This is a genomic window from Zarconia navalis LEGE 11467 (assembly GCF_015207075.1).
GTDB classification, from domain to species: domain Bacteria; phylum Cyanobacteriota; class Cyanobacteriia; order Cyanobacteriales; family Geitlerinemataceae; genus Zarconia; species Zarconia navalis.
Window position 1 is genome coordinate 1 of sequence record NZ_JADEXN010000024.1, and the last position, 18,958, is coordinate 18,958.

The 18,958-nt window shown below is 46.8% G+C and carries 13 protein-coding genes; 7 read left to right on the top strand and 6 right to left on the bottom strand.

Annotated elements, in window-relative coordinates:
- Positions 1-345: 345 nt before the first annotated feature.
- On the top strand, positions 346-1,233 hold the full coding sequence (gene crtR, locus IQ235_RS02580; protein WP_264319947.1) for a beta-carotene hydroxylase: 888 nt from the start codon (positions 346-348) through the stop codon (positions 1,231-1,233).
- Between the two features lie 90 nt (positions 1,234-1,323).
- On the opposite strand, the gene IQ235_RS02585 is transcribed toward crtR, so the two are convergent.
- Entirely contained in the window at positions 1,324-2,517 is a 1,194-nt protein-coding gene (locus IQ235_RS02585; RefSeq protein ID WP_405196629.1) for an HhoA/HhoB/HtrA family serine endopeptidase, read from the bottom strand.
- A gap of 419 nt (positions 2,518-2,936) precedes the next feature.
- On the opposite strand from IQ235_RS02585, the gene ribBA reads away from it, so the two are divergent.
- On the top strand, positions 2,937-4,616 hold the full coding sequence (gene ribBA, locus IQ235_RS02590; protein ID WP_319592538.1) for a bifunctional 3,4-dihydroxy-2-butanone-4-phosphate synthase/GTP cyclohydrolase II: 1,680 nt from the start codon (positions 2,937-2,939) through the stop codon (positions 4,614-4,616).
- Between the two features lie 8 nt (positions 4,617-4,624).
- On the opposite strand, the gene IQ235_RS02595 is transcribed toward ribBA, so the two are convergent.
- The 4 genes from IQ235_RS02595 to IQ235_RS02610 form a co-directional block, all read right to left on the bottom strand.
- Positions 4,625-5,818, bottom strand: coding sequence for a glycosyltransferase (locus IQ235_RS02595; RefSeq protein ID WP_264319937.1), 1,194 nt, complete (start codon positions 5,816-5,818; stop codon positions 4,625-4,627).
- A 57-nt stretch (positions 5,819-5,875) separates the two neighbouring features.
- A complete protein-coding gene (locus IQ235_RS02600) occupies positions 5,876-7,918 on the bottom strand; it encodes an ABC transporter ATP-binding protein (protein ID WP_264319938.1) in 2,043 nt (680 codons plus the stop codon).
- A gap of 62 nt (positions 7,919-7,980) precedes the next feature.
- Positions 7,981-9,816, bottom strand: coding sequence for an asparagine synthetase B family protein (locus IQ235_RS02605; RefSeq protein WP_264319939.1), 1,836 nt, complete (start codon positions 9,814-9,816; stop codon positions 7,981-7,983).
- Positions 9,817-9,968: 152 nt separating this feature from the next.
- Positions 9,969-11,183, bottom strand: coding sequence for a glycosyltransferase family 4 protein (locus tag IQ235_RS02610; protein ID WP_264319940.1), 1,215 nt, complete (start codon positions 11,181-11,183; stop codon positions 9,969-9,971).
- Positions 11,184-11,686: 503 nt separating this feature from the next.
- Here IQ235_RS02610 and IQ235_RS02615 point away from each other — a divergent pair.
- The 3 genes from IQ235_RS02615 (at position 11,687) to ovoA (ending at position 15,120) form a co-directional block, all read left to right on the top strand.
- On the top strand, positions 11,687-12,376 hold the full coding sequence (locus IQ235_RS02615; protein WP_264319941.1) for a glycosyltransferase family 2 protein: 690 nt from the start codon (positions 11,687-11,689) through the stop codon (positions 12,374-12,376).
- 283 nt (positions 12,377-12,659) lie between these two features.
- On the top strand, positions 12,660-13,625 hold the full coding sequence (egtD, locus tag IQ235_RS02620) for an L-histidine N(alpha)-methyltransferase (RefSeq protein WP_405196630.1): 966 nt from the start codon (positions 12,660-12,662) through the stop codon (positions 13,623-13,625).
- A gap of 154 nt (positions 13,626-13,779) precedes the next feature.
- A complete protein-coding gene (gene ovoA / locus IQ235_RS02625; protein ID WP_264319943.1) occupies positions 13,780-15,120 on the top strand; it encodes a 5-histidylcysteine sulfoxide synthase in 1,341 nt (446 codons plus the stop codon).
- Between the two features lie 263 nt (positions 15,121-15,383).
- Here ovoA and IQ235_RS02630 read toward each other — a convergent pair whose 3' ends face one another.
- Positions 15,384-16,007, bottom strand: coding sequence for a class I SAM-dependent methyltransferase (locus IQ235_RS02630; RefSeq protein ID WP_264319944.1), 624 nt, complete (start codon positions 16,005-16,007; stop codon positions 15,384-15,386).
- Between the two features lie 224 nt (positions 16,008-16,231).
- Here IQ235_RS02630 and IQ235_RS02635 point away from each other — a divergent pair, with 224 nt between their 5' ends.
- Both IQ235_RS02635 and IQ235_RS02640 read left to right on the top strand, forming a co-directional pair.
- Complete coding sequence (locus tag IQ235_RS02635; protein ID WP_264319945.1) at positions 16,232-18,175, top strand: P-loop NTPase family protein; 1,944 nt, start codon at positions 16,232-16,234, stop codon at positions 18,173-18,175.
- A 77-nt stretch (positions 18,176-18,252) separates the two neighbouring features.
- Entirely contained in the window at positions 18,253-18,786 is a 534-nt protein-coding gene (locus tag IQ235_RS02640; RefSeq protein ID WP_264319946.1) for a DUF4330 domain-containing protein, read from the top strand.
- Positions 18,787-18,958 lie beyond the last annotated feature (172 nt).

The following is an 18,958-nucleotide window of genomic DNA, read 5'->3' on the forward strand; positions in this document are numbered from 1 at the left end:
CCCCCCCCAGCAGCAACAATTTGTCTAGATCCGACTCGAGCGAGTTTTTGTTTCGGTGGGCTAACGTATTTAGCCCAACAAGACCGTTTCCCATCTGAAAAAGTTCCCCCAAAACGGGCAAAATCTGCTCGATCGACCGAATTTATCTGCCAAAGCTCGACTCTTTGATATATTTTATTAAGATTCTTGTCTGAAATGGTTAAGAAAGACCGCGATCGCGGCTGCCAATTTCACCGAAATGGCGCGAACGAGTTGCCTTAACCGAAATAAACCATTTCATAAAATTTCACAAAATTTTACAATCGATTGAAACGTCAAGATAGAGAAAAAGGAGCTGAGACTGTGATATCGGAGGCGCACAAGCCACTGACTGTTCCCAAAGAATTTATGGGCCCCCCCGGAAATTTCAACCCCACCCTGCTGCTTTTTATTGGTGCGATCGCTGTGGTGGTCTTCTCAACATTGGGCTATTGGTGCTGGGGCTGGTGGCCTTGGTGCTGTTTTATCATGAACGTGCTGGCACTGCACATGGCCGGAACCGTCATCCACGATGCATCCCACAACGTCGCCCATCGAAACAGAGTCGCAAATGCCCTGATGGGACATGGCAGCGCTTTGATGCTCGGCTTTGCTTTTCCCGTTTTTACCCGAGTTCACCTCCAGCATCACGCCCACGTTAACGATCCCGAAAACGACCCCGATCATTTTGTCTCGACGGGAGGTCCTTTGTGGCTGATTGCCGCCCGATTCTTCTATCACGAGATCTTCTTCTTCAAACGGCGATTGTGGCGTAAAAACGAACTCCTGGAGTGGTTTTTCAGCCGATTGTTCGTTGCCAGCCTGATTTATCTTTCCGTTCGACTGGGCTTTTTGAGTTACATTCTCAACTTCTGGTTCGCCCCAGCTTTGGTGGTTGGGTTAGCCCTGGGTTTATTTTTTGACTATCTGCCGCACCGCCCCTTTCAAGAACGCGATCGCTGGAAAAATGCCAGAGTCTATCCCAGTCCAATTCTCAACGTGATGATTCTGGGTCAAAACTACCACTTAATCCACCACCTGTGGCCCTCAATTCCCTGGTACGCTTACCAAGGAGCTTATCGAGCCACTAAACCTTTGCTTGACGAAAAAGGATCTCCCCAATCTTTAGGCATCTTTCAAGGGGGAAAAAACTTTTTTAATTTTGTCTACGATATCTTTCTCGGAATTCGCTTCCACAAACACAAATCGCCATAAATAAATAGGGAAGACCGATCTAGCTTGTCTTCCCTATTTATTTATGGCAATATTTTGCCCAAGGTATCGATCGACTCTCAATAAATTAAATTACCGAGCCTGTCTCAATTCTCCCGTGCGCACTGAAATTAGCTCGGTGCGATCGCCCCGTTGGAGTTTAAACTGCAAGGTCGTTCCCACGCCGCTACGTTCCACAATTCCCTGCAACTGTTGGGCGCTAGTAACCGGCTGACCGTCAATTTCAAAAACGACGTCGCCGCGCCGAATCCCCGCTTCGGCAGCCGGAGTGTTGGTTAAAACTCTGATGACTAAAACCCCCTCTCTTTCAGGTACTTGGAATAAGGAATTGGGATCGCTATTGAGTTGAGCGGCATCCGATGGGGTAATGCTTCGCATCTCGATCCCCACGAACGGATGGGCAACAGATTCACCCTTTGCCAGTTGGTCGGCGATCGGCTTTACCGTATCGATAGGAATGGCAAACCCAATTCCCATGGCATCGGGTCGAATGGCGGTATTAATTCCAATCACCTGCCCGCGATCGTTAAGCAGCGGCCCACCCGAATTGCCGGGATTGATCGCCGCATCGGTTTGGATGAAGTCCAAGCGCTTGTCGGGAATCCCAACTTGGGCGCTGGAACGGCTCAGGGTGCTGATGATGCCCAGGGTGACAGTGTTATCGAGTCCCAGGGGGTTGCCCACGGCGATCGCCCAGTCTCCCACCTGAATTTGGGAAGAATCTCCCAAGGGTGCGACGGGCAATCGATCGCCCTGGATTTTTACCACGGCCAAATCTGTCACCGTATCGGTTCCCCGCACTTCCCCCTCGAAGGTGCGTCCGTCTTTAAGGGTCACCGTCACTCGATCTGCTCGATCGACGACATGGGCGTTGGTGAGGATAATTCCACGATCGTCGATAATGAAACCCGAGCCTTGGCCGCGCTGAAGCTGTTCTCGAGGAAACTGAGGCTCGAAATCATCCCCAAAAAAGCGCCGGAAAAAGGGATCGTCGAGAAACGGATCGAGGTCGCGGGTGACAGTCCGTTCGGTGTCGATTCGCACCACCGCAGAACCCACCCGATCGACTGCCGCCGTTACGAAATTATGACTCGATGGGGGGGATTGCGTCGGTAGCGCTTGGGCGATCTCCCGAGGCGCTGCAATGGTCGCCGCATCAGAGGGCAAGACTTGTAAAGTTCCCAGGGTGACGATCGCCCCGAGAAAAAGCGTAAAAACGTGAGTGGCTATTTGGCGATAGGAATGAGTCAATCTAAAAAATCGCATCATATTACTTGACTTTGAACCAATTGTAGGTAGGTAAAAAACTAGAGGAGTAGATATCTAAAACTCCCTAGAATGAGGTTTCTTTTAGCGATTTGCCTCTTCAGATTCGGAAGTTTGACGATTGCCAGGCCAAGAATCGTGGGTTCGGGCTTTTTCGGGTTGCAAACTTGACAAACACAACAACCCAAGATAAAAGAAGGTACTTATCTATTTTGACAGTTTTCAAACCATTGCCCAGGTGCGGATGACGTACCCAAACCCATCGAAATTTCCCTACTTTTTGGAGAAATCGAGCCAGCTACAATCGATTATGAGATAAACTTAAGAAAAGTTTACTCAAGCCACCTAGGCGTGCGAACCACCATTGCGTCTTCTAGGTTGCGCCGATCGCTCCCGTGTCTACTCAATCCCATCACTCTGTGGAACCCTCTCAAGCCGCTTCTCTCCAATCCTTTAAGTTTGACTCCGTCGAATCCGCGATCGCCGAACTCAAAGCCGGACGCACGATCGTCGTCGTCGATGATGAAAATCGGGAAAATGAGGGCGATCTCATCTGCGCCGCGCAGTTCGTCACCCCAGATACGATCAACTTCATGGCCGTCGAAGCCAGAGGTCTGATCTGTTTGGCGATGAATGCCGAGCGTTTGGACGCTCTCGAGCTGCCCCTGATGGTGACCAACAACACCGCCCCCGACCAAACGGCGTTTACCGTCAGCATTGATGCCGCGCCGCATTTGGGGGTAACCACGGGGATCTCCGCCGAAGATCGCGCTCGCACCATCCAAGTGGCGATCGCCCCCCACGCGAAACCCGAAGACCTCACCCGACCCGGCCATATTTTCCCCCTGCGGGCGCGCGAGGGGGGCGTTCTCAAACGTGCCGGTCATACCGAAGCGGCGGTAGACTTAGCGCGACTGGCGGGTTTGTACCCGGCGGGGGTCATTTGTGAAATTCAAAACCCAGACGGATCGATGGCCCGGTTGCGCGAGTCGATGGAGTACGCCCGCCACCATCAACTCAAAATTATCAGCATTGCCGATTTGATTAGCTATCGCCTGCAAAACGAACGGTTTATCAAGCGGGAAACCATCGCCGAGTTACCCTCCCAGTTTGGGGAATTCCAGATTTACGCTTACCGAAACCTGCTTGACAACACAGAACACGTGGCGATCGTCAAAGGAGATCCCGCTGAATTTGGCGATCGCCCGGTGATGGTACGGGTACATTCAGAATGCCTGACGGGAGATGCCCTCGGTTCCCTGCGCTGCGACTGCCAGATGCAGCTTCAGGCGGCGTTGAAAATGATCCAACAGCGGGGTACGGGCGTAGTGGTGTATCTGCGCCAAGAGGGACGGGGTATTGGGTTGATTAACAAGCTCAAAGCCTATTCCCTACAGGATATGGGCCTAGATACCGTCGAAGCCAACGAACGACTGGGTTTCCCGGCAGACTTGCGCAACTACGGCGTGGGGGCGCAAATGCTCAACGATTTGGGCGTGACCAAGATTTGTTTGATTACCAACAACCCGCGTAAAATTGCGGGCTTGAAGGGGTATGGGATTGAAGTGATCGATCGGGTGCCCCTGCTCATCGAAGCCAACGATTATAATTCCACCTATCTGGCAACGAAAGCCAAAAAGCTAGGGCACCTGTTGCTGCAAACCTATTTAGTCACCCTTGCCGTCCACTGGAAAGACGAACCGCCCGTCACCGAACACTATCAGCGCTTGGAAAAACTGCGGTATCTCGCCCAGGTCCAGCACCTTCTCGTGCAAGAGGAAATGCGTCCGGTCGGGCTGGCACTATTTGACGAACCCTCTTTAACCATTCACTTAGGTTTCGATCAACCGGATTTAGCCGAACCCGATTGGTATCAAGATGCAGGGCATCCCTACGTCAAGGCGATCGCTCCAATTCTCGACGATTTAGCCCGATGGGACTGCATTAGTAAATTCGAGTTTTTGGTGTCTAAAGGCGAAGATCCGATGACGAGTTTGAAAGTACAACTCGATCGACTCGCCCTCACGCCAGGTCAGTTGCCCTCCGAAGCCTGCGATCGCCTTGAAACCCAGACGATCTACTGTTTGACCCAACCTTGAACCCGACGCTAACGAGATACTGGGCACAGGGCGGTATCCACCCGATCGAGAATTTTAGAAATGCGGCGTTCCCAAGAAAATTCCCCGACTAAGCGAGGATCGTGAAGGGACGCTTCGTTCCAATGGGGATATTTTTCCAGAACCCTTTGCAGGCAACCCGAAAAAGCCGACGGATCGTCGGGTTCGCACCACCCGGCAATCAGGGGGGAAGACTCGAACTCCTTCAAGGGGGGAATTTTGCTCGCCACGATCGGTTTTCCGGCGGCCATGTAATCGAATAACTTCAGTGGAGAAGTGAAATTGGCCGCTTCTCCGGATAGGTGAGGATTGACCAATACATCCGCCGCCTGCAACAGTCCGGCAAGTTCAGACTGAGGTAAGCACCCAACTAAGGTGACGTTTGAGACTTGCTGCTGGCGAATGGCGTTCTGGTAAGCTTCGATTTGAGAGTCCGGGCCGCCGGCGAGGGCAAATTGGACGTGGGGCAATTCCTTTGCCGCCTCGATGAGTAAGTCGATGCCTTTGAATTTGTACAAGCTACCGGAATAGACAACCAGATGGGTGCGATCGCCCGAGATTAACTTTTGTCGCCATTCTCGTGCTTGTTGGGGATGCCTGACGTGGAAAAGCTGACTAAATCCATTGTGGAGTTTTATCGCTTTTTTCGGAGGCATTCCATTTTCGAGCAGGTTTTCCAAGACGGAGTCGGCAACGGTAACGGCAACTTGGAAGAGGGGATGATTGACAATTTCCGGCTCGAATTTTTTCTGTTCGATGTGGTGGTGTTCGTAAATTGCCGGAATGCCATTTTGAACCGCTGCTTTGACGAAGTTCCAATCTCGACTGTGGACGATTTGAAGGCGATCGCGCAAATGAACTCGAAGGTAATATTTACAAACAAAAGTACTCGAACTGGTCAACTTACTTTCAACCGCATCGATGGGCCAAGGCATCGATAGCGGTAAAACCTCGAGCTTTTCTTGAATGTTATAGAACCCGGCTAAAAGGCGATCGGGTTTTGTGGGTTGAAAGGGTGCGATCCAATCAATGGGTCGCGCTGCCTTCCATCCCTTTTTTAAATAGAGTAAAACGACCCGAAATCCTAAATTAGCAGCGGCATTTGCAGATTGAACCACTTGACCGATATGAGCTTCGGATTTAGGCAGCGTATCTCGAAGAAAAAAAGTATAGTATTTCTGCATTTTTCAAGTTAAATATTGAGCAGTTCGTTCAACACTGGAGAGAAAAAAAATGATATTTTAGGGATTGTTTTGACGCTCTTTGGTTTGCCTCTCTTTATCTTTAGCACTATCTTCGAGATACTGTAATGTTTTGAGGAGGCGAACGGCTGACTCGTAAGCCTCAGAAAGAATCTCTTTTCGCTCTTCGTGAGAATCGAGCAAATCGTCAGCGAGTAAATTCAAAAAACCGATGGTGGGATTCAGGCGAGTTCTCACCTCATAGGACGTATCCATCAGCGTTTCCAAACGCGCTCTTTCAATAGCATCTTGACTTTCGGTGGAAAACTGCACCTGATATAAGTTGGCGTAGTAACCGCCCTGGGCGAGTAACTCATCGTGAGTGCCCAGTTCGACAATTTTGCCTTTATCCATCACCGCAATTCGATCGGCATTTTGGATGGTGGAGAGACGATGGGCAATCACAAGGGTGGTTCGATCGCGACTCAAGGTTTCGATGGCTTGCTGTACCAGTTTTTCAGATACCGTATCTAAGGCACTGGTGGCTTCGTCTAAGATCAGAATATCTGGGTTGTAGAGGAGGGCGCGAGCAATCGCCAATCGCTGTCGCTGACCTCCCGAAAGCAGCACGCCGCGATCGCCCACCTGAGTCTCGAATCCTTCCGGGAGTTGGACGATAAATTCGTAGGCATTGGCTTGTTTGACAGCGTTAATAATGTCTTCTTCCGTGGCATCCTCGCGGGAGTAGGCGATATTTTCTCTTAGGGATGTATTGAATAAATAGGTATCCTGACTGACGATTCCCATCGATCGGCGCAGGGATTTGAGATCGTACTCCCGCAGATCGCGACCGTCAATGGTGATGCGACCTGTTGTGGGATCGTAAAATCGGGGCAGCAAATCGGCAACGGTAGATTTGCCCGCACCGGATGCACCCACCAGGGCGATCGTCGTTCCTTTGGGAATCCACAAATCGATTTCTTTGAGAACGAATTCGTCATGTCCGGGATAGCGAAACGATACGCCCTCAAAACAAATTCCGTCTTGTATGGGGGAATAAGGAAGCGAACCGTTGGACATAAAAGGTTTGTTATCCCGTCGCAGAAAATCGGCTAAGATTTCGACGCTGGGGGATGTATTTGAGAATTTACTGCGATCGCTATTTAACTTGCCGATATAAGGCAAAAGCCGAAATAAAATAATCGTATAAGTGAGAAGAACCGAAGATAAAGTCTCAACTTGAGCTGACAAAAACTGTCCTCCCAAGATAACAATAGCTAGAAAAGTGACAAGTCCACTAATTTCATTAACAGGAGCGATAATCGCATAGTTAGCAAGAGATTTAAACTCAGCAGATTCTCGTCTGCGAAGAGTCTCTTTAATCTGCTTTGATTCAGACTCTTCGTTTCCTGTCGCTTTAATCAGTCGAATCCCATTTAATATTTCCTGTAGGGCAACCGATGCTTTACTGGAGTTTTTAGAAAGCAACTGGCCGTATTTTTTTGCCCTGACAACAAAATATTGGTTAATAAAAGCAACCAAGCCCAATACAAAAACAGAGACGATCGTCAGTTGCCAAGAAATAAAAATCAAGAAAACAACTAAAACCGAAATTGTTAAAATATTAGAAACAATACTCGTTCCCGCCCGAATCGCCGAACTGGTTCTAGCCACTTCGGTATTCACCCGATTTAAAATATCACCGGTTCGATGCTTGGCATAAAAATCTAAATCGACTTGAAAAATAAGATCGATCGCTTCTTTACGAAGAGATAGCACTAAAGCTTGGGACAGCGCGCCGGAACAAACGCTATTGGCATATATAGATGCATTTTTTAAAGTGATGGCGGCAAGAACGATCGCCGTCATTAAAAGTAATCGATTGTCTGGAGAAAACCCATCGAGTAAGGATACAAATTTTTGAAGTATTGGTGGCCCTCCTGGAAGTTCTAGGGATTGTCCCAAAAAACTTAGTAAAAGAGGGACGATTAGAGCTGTGCCGATGCCGTTAAAAATAGCACCTGACAATCCAAATATAATTGTTAAGACAACCAGGATTGGGTGTCTGAGAGCAAATTTTATAATGAGATTTCTTGATGACATTTATTGATGAATATTCGGCGAAAAGAAGCAATCTTTTGTCTGCATTACGAAAGTGTTTATTTTTATTCGATGAAATTCGTTCGATATCGTTTTTCAAAAAGCTGTTGCAACCACAACTCTAAAGTTATCGTCAAACTTAAACGATCGGCTAAATTTTTACCATGTAAATGCTCGTGCCAATCCTGTTTCACTTGTTTTCGATCGAGATACTCTGGATATAGAGCTGATGGATGATTGAGTAGTTTTTCAAAAAGAGTCCGAGCGGGTTCTTGTCTCATCCAACTCGCTGGATTGGCAAACTCTTTGTTGGGATTTATTTTTTTACGGCGCTCGGCTAAAGGTAAAGAAATACCCGCTTTTTGGAACGTTCGCTCTAACTTTTCGATCGCTTTTTGGGAGAGTTTCCCTATTTGATGAACTAGACTCGGCTCACCAATCGGTTCACCTGTCGTTTGCCAAGGAATCGTTCGATAAAACTCAGGAAATCGATCGAGTAACATCTGGTGATAGAGATTAGAGTTTCGCACGATCGCTTCGGGAAGTGCGTATAAAAACTCTTGAAGTTGATTGTCGATAAATGGCGTTCTCGACTCCAAACCATTAATTAAACCGATCCGGATATCTTTAAAGGTAAAAGATCGCATTCGATTATCGACCGACAAAATATGAGCGGAGGAACCGATTTGCTCGAAATAGTTGCCGAACCGAGCCAGAACCGATTGTCGGTGATTTTCCGAGCGGGCGAATCGCTCTAATCCCAGTCGTCGTTGCACGAAATAGTCCAATGCATCAGCATCAAAAAAATGCCCTCCATTCACGCCATCTCCCCAGGCTCCATGGAGGTTAATATCAAACAAGTTCCGATCGAAAATTTTCTTCAAAGCCGAAAGAAACTGCATATGAATTAAACTACACGAGCCATCGCTTTCCCATACCGTTCGTACTCTCGATTGCAACCAGTTTTCTCCATCAATTTCGATGGGATGGAAATTTGCTTTCTTCAAACGAGCGGCTTGCTTTGCAATCCGAAGATCGTCACAGTTTTTTTGTCCGTAAGTGACTGCCTCAATCGTTGAATTGCTATTGGGCATCGCGGCTAAAATCGCTCGAGAATCCAAACCACCGCTTAAAGTAATACCCACTCGTTCTCTCTGAAAAATGCGTTTTTCAACAGCTTCGATAAAAATTCGTCCGAGTTCTTCGACAATTTCCGCTTCATCGATCTTTCCCGTCACAGGAGTGATTTCATCCCACCACCAATATCGTTTTCGAGAAAGCGATGTTTCTTGCAAATCCCAAGTTAAAACAGTAGCAGCAGGTAGCAGTTCAACCCCTTCAAACCACGTTCGATCGCCGATAATATACCGCAGCCCTAAAAAATCTTCTACCGCTGCGCGATCGATTTTCGGCTGGTATCCCGGAAGCGCCAACAGTGCTTTGAGTTCGGATGTCCAAACTAGAGAGTTTTGGTAGACTGTCCAGTACAAGCGGCGCAGTCCGTAACGATCGGAGATTAAGTGTAGCTTTTGTTGGTGCGTGTCGTATAAAACAGCGGCATAAATTCCATCGATCGCTTTTAAAAAGTCAAAGTTTTGATAGTTTTGATACTGACTTAAGAACCACTCGGCATCGCTAATCTTGGGCTCTTGAAAGGTTGCATTCTCTCGATGATAAAATTCTCCATCTAACCAAATAGAATAACCGGCTTTGGTATCGGGTTGAGCTTCGGCTTGAAAAATATTGAGATGAGTTCGGCTTCCACTGACCCATTCATCGATAAATAAGCGATCGTGGCAATAAAAATCGCGATGGGCGATCGTCTGTTGCATCTGATGCAAAATATTATTAATTTTAAAATTTGAAAATGCAGCGTTAGAAAAGCCAATTAATCCGGGCATGAGATTGAGTTTCGATCTATTATTTTAGATACCATTTTTTAGTCGCGATCGATTTTTTTAGATCGACTGATAGAGGGATAACTTAAGTCTGGCAATCGAAAGTTAATTTTGAAGTTAACGTTAAAACGAAACTCGACGATTCATCCCGTCTTCTATCTTAGCTTAGATACTTTTGACGACTGTAATAAAGGAGCGAGTTTTTCAGACATGGCATTAATGCTGTAATGCTCGACGCACCGCTCTCTGGCTTTGCTGCCTCGTTCTCGGGCATCCTCTAAATGCTCGAAAATCCACTGAATTTGTTCGGCAATTTGTTCGGGAGAACTCGGGTCGACGAGAAAACCTCCATCCTCAATGATGGTCGGAATATCGCCGACGCGGGTTGCTAAAATCGGTTTGGCCATTGCCATGGCATCGGTGAGTTTGAGGGGAAACTGCGCCCGCGCGGCGGGTACGTCTCGTTGGGGAACGACGATGATATCCGCTGCCGCCACCACTTCTGGCATTTGTTCCACCGGACAGGTGGGCAATTTGACAATCCACCGTCCCCAGCGAGACAGGAGTTGGCGATCGTAGTCGTCGTAAGGGCTGCCACCGACGATCGCCAATCTCAGATCGGGCCAGGCAAGTCGATCGAGCGCGACGAGTACGTCTTCAACCCCTTTATAGGGTCGAGGCGCGCCGGGAAACATTAAAATTCGATATCCTGACAGCCCGTATTTCTTTTTGCTGGTTTCTCGATCGTACTTTTCGGGTTCAAATAAGCTCGTATCCTTGCCATTGGGAACGTAAACCCCACCGAAACGCTTTTGCAAAAACTCAGTATGAACTGTAATTTCATCGGCCCGAGACACCATGCTTTCCATTCGCTTCAGATAAAAGGGAGCGTCGGGATATCTCAAGGCACCATTGGGTTTTAAAATATCTCGGGCAAATTGCTTCAGGCTTGGTTGATATTTCCAATCATCTCCGCCATGCCAGCTCAGCTCCCAATCATCAATGTCTAAAATAACGCGACATTGGGTTTGCATTTTTTTGAGTAATGCAAGTCCGAAGGTTGTGGGTTTGGGTCGCAGGGCGTAAAGAATATCACCTTCAATTTGGGATAAAAGTTGGGTTGCAGAGGCTAGAAATCCAGGATAGTTTTTTCCCGGTACTGTTTTAAAGGGTAAGTCTTTCGGAATTGAATCTGGCGGTTCATCGCCAAAAATAAACCCTAAAATTTCCACCTCGTATCCGAGATTTTGGATCGATCGAGCCAGTAAAAAAGTCCGAACGGCTCCACCCCATCGTCCGGCACCGCTTTTAGATAAGTCGCTGACGAGGATAGAAACTTTTGGGGTCGATCGATGGTGCTGAAACTTCATGAAAATTTAGCGAGGACTATGGTTGTATTTCTCGAATTACGTTCTACTTTCCAATGACTTGACGGGTATTATCTCGATCGATTGTCTTTGTCAAGATAAGAAAGGTAAGGGCTGATTGTTCGTCTCATCAACGACCGCAGTCAATAGCCCTAATCGCTGGTTCGATGTCCCGATCGATAAATGCTCATTTCAACTATAGTTCACCAAAAGTCTCAGATGACGAAAAAAAAAGTGAGATTGGTCTCTTACGCCTTCTGTGGTCGGTGTTTCAAGATTTAAAGCTCCGTCGATAAGGAGGTTGAAGTCGAGGGACATCAGGCGATACCAAGCTTGTAGAGCTTCTCGAGATTTTGATGCGATCGCACATTGCCACGTTGACGATCGGGTCTTGTTTTTTTTCTAAAACTATAAAAATTAAATTCTCAGTCTATTTTACTTTCGATCGATTTCACGATCGTTCGGGAAGTTGCTATAATCATGAGGTTTTATTTTCGTGGAATTCCATGAAGCTCAGTGTCGTCATTCCTTGCTATAACGAGATAAAAACAATTCAAGAAGTCGTTAAATCTGTTAAAGCTTGTCCCATCGAAAATGTAGAAATTATTATTATAGACGACTATTCCACTGATGGAACTCGAGATATTTTAAAATCGACGATCGAACCCCAAGTCGATCGAGTCGCATATCATTCCAAAAACCTGGGAAAAGGAGCGGCTCTGAATACGGGATTTAGCTTGGTGACTGGAGATATTGCGATCGTGCAAGATGCCGATTTAGAGTACGATCCTCAAGACTATTCTGTCATGATTCAACCGATTCTCGATGGTAAAGCCGATGTAGTTTTTGGATCTCGCTTTATGGGGGGTAGTCCCCATCGAGTGGTGTACTACTGGCATATGGTGGGCAATAAGTTTCTGACGATGTTATCGAATATGCTTACGAATATTAACTTGACAGATATGGAAACTTGTTACAAAGCATTCCGAAGTGAAATTATTCGAGGAATTAAAATTGAAGAATCTCGATTTGGTGTCGAACCGGAGCTAACAGCAAAAGTTTCTAAGATGAATTGCCGTATTTACGAAGTGGGAATTTCTTATTACGGTCGAACTTATCAAGAAGGAAAAAAAATAGGATGGAAAGATGGTTTAAAAGCAGTTTTTTGTATTTTAAAATATAATTTGGTTAGTTAAATTTTTATAATTATTTAAGTTTATTTTTGATATCATAAATAAACCTCACTTTTACTAAACTCAACACGAACTAACTGCTTGTCTATCGAAAAAATGAAAGCAATAAAATTTAACCATTTATTATTTTTTACTAATTTCTCGAATTCATAAAAAAATCGAAATAAAAGTACACAAAAAACATTTTAGTGTATTATTTAAGAGTGTTTAATGTATCAGGGATAAGTCTTTGGAAAAAGTAAAATCGAGAAAAGAAAATATTTTTTTCCCAAAAGAAAGTCTACAGATTTACGATCTTAAAAGTTCTGCCTGGGCGATCGAAACTGTAGATGGGCAAGATGTTATTAGTGGGTTAACTCAAAATCCTAAATCCCTACCACCCCAATATTTCTACGACGATCGTGGCTCTCAATTCTTCGAACAAATTTGTGAATTACCCGAATATTACCCAACTCGCACAGAGGCATGGATTTTACGCCAATTTAGTCATGAAATTGCCAAAATGACAGGGGCTTGCGAATTGATTGAATTAGGCAGTGGGAGTTCAACAAAAACTCGTTTGCTGTTAGATGCTTATCAAGCCTTAGGAAATAAGTTGAGATACGTACCCATTGATGTGAGCGGAGGAATTTTAACAGAAAGTGCTTGCGACTTACTGCAAGATTATCCTTCATTGAAAATTCAAGGATTGGTGGGAACCTACGAACAAGCGCTTGCCCAACTCAAGCCGACATCTTTGCCATCTCGGATGATTTTTTTCTTGGGAAGTTCGCTAGGGAATTTGACGCCCCAGAAATGCGATCGCTTTTTCTCCCAAATTCTAGCCGCTCTAGATATGGGAGAGTATTTCTTACTAGGGGTCGATTTACAAAAACCCAAACAGATACTAGAAGCTGCTTACAATGACGCTCGGGGAGTGACAGCACAATTCAATCTTAATATGCTAGAGCATCTAAACCAGCGCTTTGCAGGTAATTTCGACATTCAGCGGTTTGAACACTGGGCCTTTTACAACAATCGTCTAAATCAAATCGAGATGCATTTGCGATGCTTGGAAACTCATACTGTCTGCCTAGAAAAACTCGATCTTACGGTTGAGTTTAAAGCTAGAGAAACGATCGAGACAGAAATTTCTCGTAAGTTTAATTTAGAGGTCATACAAAGGGAACTCCAGGTAAAAGGTTTTAAACCGCTCGCTGTGTGGACCGATCCGCAAGAGTGGTTTGGATTGATACTTTCTCAGAAGTCATAACTTAGAGATTCAGTCAGTAGTCAGAAATAAATTTATATGTGTCTGGCAAGTTTTGAAGGTAAGTGATGTTAAAGCCTTTTTGCTAAACCCGAGCCTACAAATGGACTGACTTTATTTTTGACTGACTGACTTCATTAAAAAATCATCGAGGAAAATGGATATACTCAAATCGATTCAACCTCTGCAACTTGACAAGTGCGATCGCGAAACTCTGCTCAACTACTTTGAGAATTCCTGGGAACTCGAAGAAGTTCTCATGAAAAGTCTGGTGGGGGAAGAGACATTTTATATCAACCCCGATCCTTTAAGAAACCGTCTGATTTTCTATTTAGGTCATTCTCCTGTCTTCTACATCAATAAATTAGTTCGGGTTGGATTATTAGAGAAGCGCATTAACCCTAAATACGAAATTTTGTTTGAACTCGGTGTAGATCCGACAACTCCAGAAGAACTCGATCGAGCCATGCAAGACGTGCAGTGGCCCCAAGTCAAAGATGTTTGGCAGTATCGAGACAAAGCCAAAGCAGAAGTGGTAGGCGCGATCGAGAATGCACCACTGAATCTCCCCATCGAGCAAAATCATCCCCTCTGGGCTTTAATGATGGGGATGGAACACAACCGCGTTCATTTTGAAACATCTTCCATGCTGATTCGGCAACTGCCCGTAAATCGGCTCGAACGTCCGGAATATTGGCAATATGCAACGACCCACGGCACAATTCCAGACAATGAAATGGTTCGGGTTGCAGGTGGAGTCGCTCAATTAGGCAAACCGGAAAATGCTTCGACTTACGGCTGGGATATCGAATACGGCAGTCGGAAGGTGGAAGTGAAACCCTTTTTAGCGAGTCAGTATCTCGTCACCAATGGGGAATTCCTGAAGTTTGTGGAGGCGAATGGTTACGAAAATCGGGAATTCTGGGATGAAGAATCCTGGAGTTGGAAGACGCAATACAACATCGAACACCCCAAATTCTGGATACCCAGCAATAGTGGCTATAAATGTTATAAATATCGAGCCATGTTTGATGAGATCGACTTGCCTCTTGACTGGCCTGTCGAAGTCAATCATTATGAAGCGATGGCTTACTGTTGCTGGCTGGGTCGGGGAGTCCGCTTAATGAGTGAAGCCGAATGGAAGGTTGCGTCTCAGGGCGAGGAAGATCGGGATTTCAATCTTAATATCAAGTTGGGTTCTCCTTGTCCAGTGGGTCGCTTAGAATCTGCCCAAAGTCCTTCTGGACTCTACGATATTCGGGGAAATGTGTGGGAGTGGCTGAGTGATGATTTTCAACCGCTACCGGGATTCAAGCCACATCCTCTTTATGAAGATTATTCTGCTCCTTTTTTTGATACTCAGCATAAAATAATGCGGGGTGGAGCTTGGGCGAGTACGGGAACCTACGCTTCTCCCTCTTGCCGGAATTGGTTCCGTCGCAATTTTCATCAACATGTTGGTTTTCGGGTTGCTCGAGACTTAGAAGACGCAAAATAGATGAAATTAATATCTTTCAAGACAGAACATAGATCTATTTCTTTTTGGAAAAGAACCGATCTAAAAAAGCTCTAGAGATATTCAAAAATGAAGTTTTAGCCGATCGTTTCAATTGATAGGAACTTCAAGACAATACCGATCGTAGACTCGATCGGGAACGCGCTATTTCCGATTGAATATTTAGGAAGATTGTCGGAACGGCGTTAAGTTTGAATGCACAGTTGTAACAGTTGTGTTGGTTGTATTTATTGAGATTGACCGACTTACAACCGGGCGCGAATCACCTGCAAACTTCCCCCAGCGTATAAAGTGCGATCGCTTTTTTGAAATCCAATGGCGGAGAGTAAACCCACTAGATCCGTATCGATGAGCTGCCACGCGGTTTCTGTTTCAAATAACCACAGAAATGCAGCCAGTCCCGGCCAAAATAATGGATTAGTGGGCGCGTGAAAATCAATAAAGGTAAAAATACCATTGGGTTTAAGAACCCGAGAGACTTCCCAGAGAATTTGTTGCAACTGGGTGGAATTCATCTCGTGGAGCGCTACGCTGGTATGCACTAAATCAAAGCAATTATCTTCAAAGGGCATCTGTTCGGCGAACCCTTCAACATACTGCGCTTGGGGAACGTTTTGCCGCGCTCGTTCGAGGGCGCGCGGCGAAGCATCTAAACCTACCACATCACGGGATTCCCCCACCAGAAACCGGGTTGCCCGAGCGCCACCGCAGCACAAATCGAGAATTTTAGCATTTGGGGCGATCGTCAGTCCTTCTAGGGCTAATTGGCGAAAGCGCTCCTCTCCACCCACGCCCAATGCAGCGATCTTGGAGATTCCATCGTACATCCACTCGTAGCGATAGCTCCAGTTTCTCAGAAGGGTTGCCACAATTCAAATGATAGGTAAATGTACTGATTTTTAAGACGAGTTTCGATCTCAATATATCATAAACTGAGACTTAGGATAAAAGCCAATTTTTAGGATGTCGATCGAAAAACAATCGGTCTTGGAGATCGATATTTTGTAGGTTGACAAATGCAAAGATAGTCTATAGATTAGAAACAAAAAGCAATGTAAAAATTTCTTTTTCTCAACCCTTTTTAATCCATCAAATGGAACAGCGCGCGATTGCTTCGATTAAAGAGATTAATGCAGCCATCGAAAGCGGCAACCCATTTGAAGGGAGATCGACGGTCAGAGAACCGGAAATTTGGGGTCGAAACTGTCCGGATTTAGAAACCTTCAATCATCGCGCGATCGATCGAGTTTGGAAAGAAATCGATCGCGTCGAGCAAAGCGGTCAGCGGATTCGCTCCATGACGGCTCTGGGTGAGTCTGGCATGGGAAAAAGCCATTTTATCGGTCGCCTTCGCCATCGACTGCGAGCGCGGGGCAAGGGATTATTCCTATACGTTAACGTCCAACACTTCACCAACCCCAATACGATCCGCTCTTCACTTTTGTACGAAATCGTTAATAGCCTCAGATATACCGGATCTAGTGGGGTGATGCAATGGCAAGAACTGGCTGCATTTTGGGTGAATCGAGCCTTGTTTTTCACTCAGTCCGATTCGGCAAATTTAACCCCTCAAAAGTTAGTCCGAAAACTGACCCATCGCTCTTTAGCTCAAAATCAATTATGGGTGAATCAGGTGACGGAAATCCTGTTTAAAGCCCAACCGGATATCGAACATCCAGATGCGATTCGGGCGACGATCTGGACGCTTTGCAACGATCTCGCACCTTTTGCCCGGAATTGGCTGGCCCGGCGCAAGCTGGCTGGGTGGAAGCTCGACGAGTTGGGATTGCCCGATTGGAGTTGGGAGAATCGAGAATCGGCAGCCTGGGAAATGACCTTGCAAATTTTGCAGGCGATCGGGGATTATTCGATCGCCGCAATTTGTTTTGATGGATTTGACGCCGACGAACCCCAAGAAACCGTCAGAAAAAAAGAGCAAGCGATCGCTACTTGCATCGATCGCCTCCGCGAGAGCCTCCGTCAAAAAGAGCGTCGGTATGGCGTCGTCCTGCTCGGCGCGATGACACCGACGACTTGGTACGATAAGCTCGAGCCATTCTGGGGCAAGCGTCGCTCCCTGGGTGCGAGCGAACCGATCGAACTCGATACCCCAGACTCAGAAACGATCGGGGCGATTATCGCGCGATGGCTGCAAGATTTCTATAGCGAGCGCCACCTCATCCCCCCAACCCCCGTTTATCCCTTCGATGCCATTCAACTTCAAGCCCTCATCCGAGAAAATCTCACTCTCTCAGAGATAATTGAGTGGTGCGAGGCGAATTTCCAACCCGTTGAAATCGATCCCCTCGAACGAGTGGAGCAAGTGTTCGATCGCGCTGTCGCCGACGATTGGAGCGACGTTTTAGAAGACGATCGCGCCATGGCTGCGGCTTTGTGCTTTCGATTTCAATGCGCCATCGGACAAACCATCGCCGGAGTCGAAATTGAAGCCGTTTCTGACGACATCACCCCCAAAACCTTCAATTGCAACTACATCAATTTTAAAATCCTCGGTCGCGAGGGAAATCGCTCGGTCTCTATTGGCGTTGCCGTTATGGGAAGCGATCGCCCTCAAACCGTCGGGGCCACACTCAAGCGGCTGGTGCAATGCGATCGCCTCGGGTTAACCCGTACATGTCTGATTCGCTCCCATGGGAAGCCCATTCCGGGTCATTGGAAGGCGAGTCGCGACCTGAAAGCATGGCTCGATCGATCGCAAGGAAAGTGGATCGATGCCGACCCCAAAGCTCTCGCACCTTTACTGGCCCTGCATTCGGTTTACCTGCACCGAGACACCCATCAGTTAGAGGGGGCGCAAATTTCGGATTTCGTTCGCCAGCGTCGGGAGATCGCCCAGAACCCTTTAATCGCGAAGATTTTACAAGCTCCAGCCGCAGCGATGTCGGGTGTTCTCTCCCCAGATACGACCCATTCATCTAAAGAAAATACCTCTGGGGCGACCCAAACGGCAATCGGGCAAAATCCCTTCGGAACCTCCTTTTCTCCTCATCCAAGCTCTTCCCAATTGCATCAGTGAACGGTCTCGATCGCGCCAATTATCCGATCGGTCTATATTGCTGATACGATCGACTGAAATTATTATTTGGGGAGATTATGAAACTATTAGACTCGAAGGGTCGCATATTTGGCACAATTAGCATTCTCGACCTCGGTGCGGCCCTGGTGATCGCGATGGTGGTGGTGGGCATCTTTTTCTTTCCCGGTACGTCCGGTTCGGTGGCGCAAAATCAACTCGCACCGACGACCAAACCCGTGGAAATTAGAACGATCGTTCGCGGGTTGAGCGTTCTGGACCCCGACAGTCTAATCGCCCGCCTCAGAGAGAAGGGAAAAACGAATATCGTCATCCGCAATCAGCCCTACGGTACGGTAGATGTCAAATCCGTCGAACCCTTACCTCGAATCCTGGCGATTCCCCAACCCGATGGTTCCGTCAAAGCCCTTCCCGACCCTAGAGATAACTTTTATAGCGTCAATCTGATGATTACCTTGGGGGGAAATGCCACGATAACTGACGACGGGCCGGTACTGGGAAATAGCAAACTGAAAATTGGCACCTTGATTGAATTGGAAGATGACACCTATAACTTTAATTCCAGTACGATCGATGTAAAAATTCTCGATTAGTGGTCTCGGAAGTTATGGTCATTTTGTAGGGGGAATCGCCCCGTGGTTACCTCATCCTGACGGGGTAGTATCCCTGTGGCATGGTGTCAACGGTCTGTTATCGTTGCTTTGTCAACATCGCACCGCAATATTCGATCGTGCAACCCGGCCCTTGGGGGGTCTCCCCCCAAAC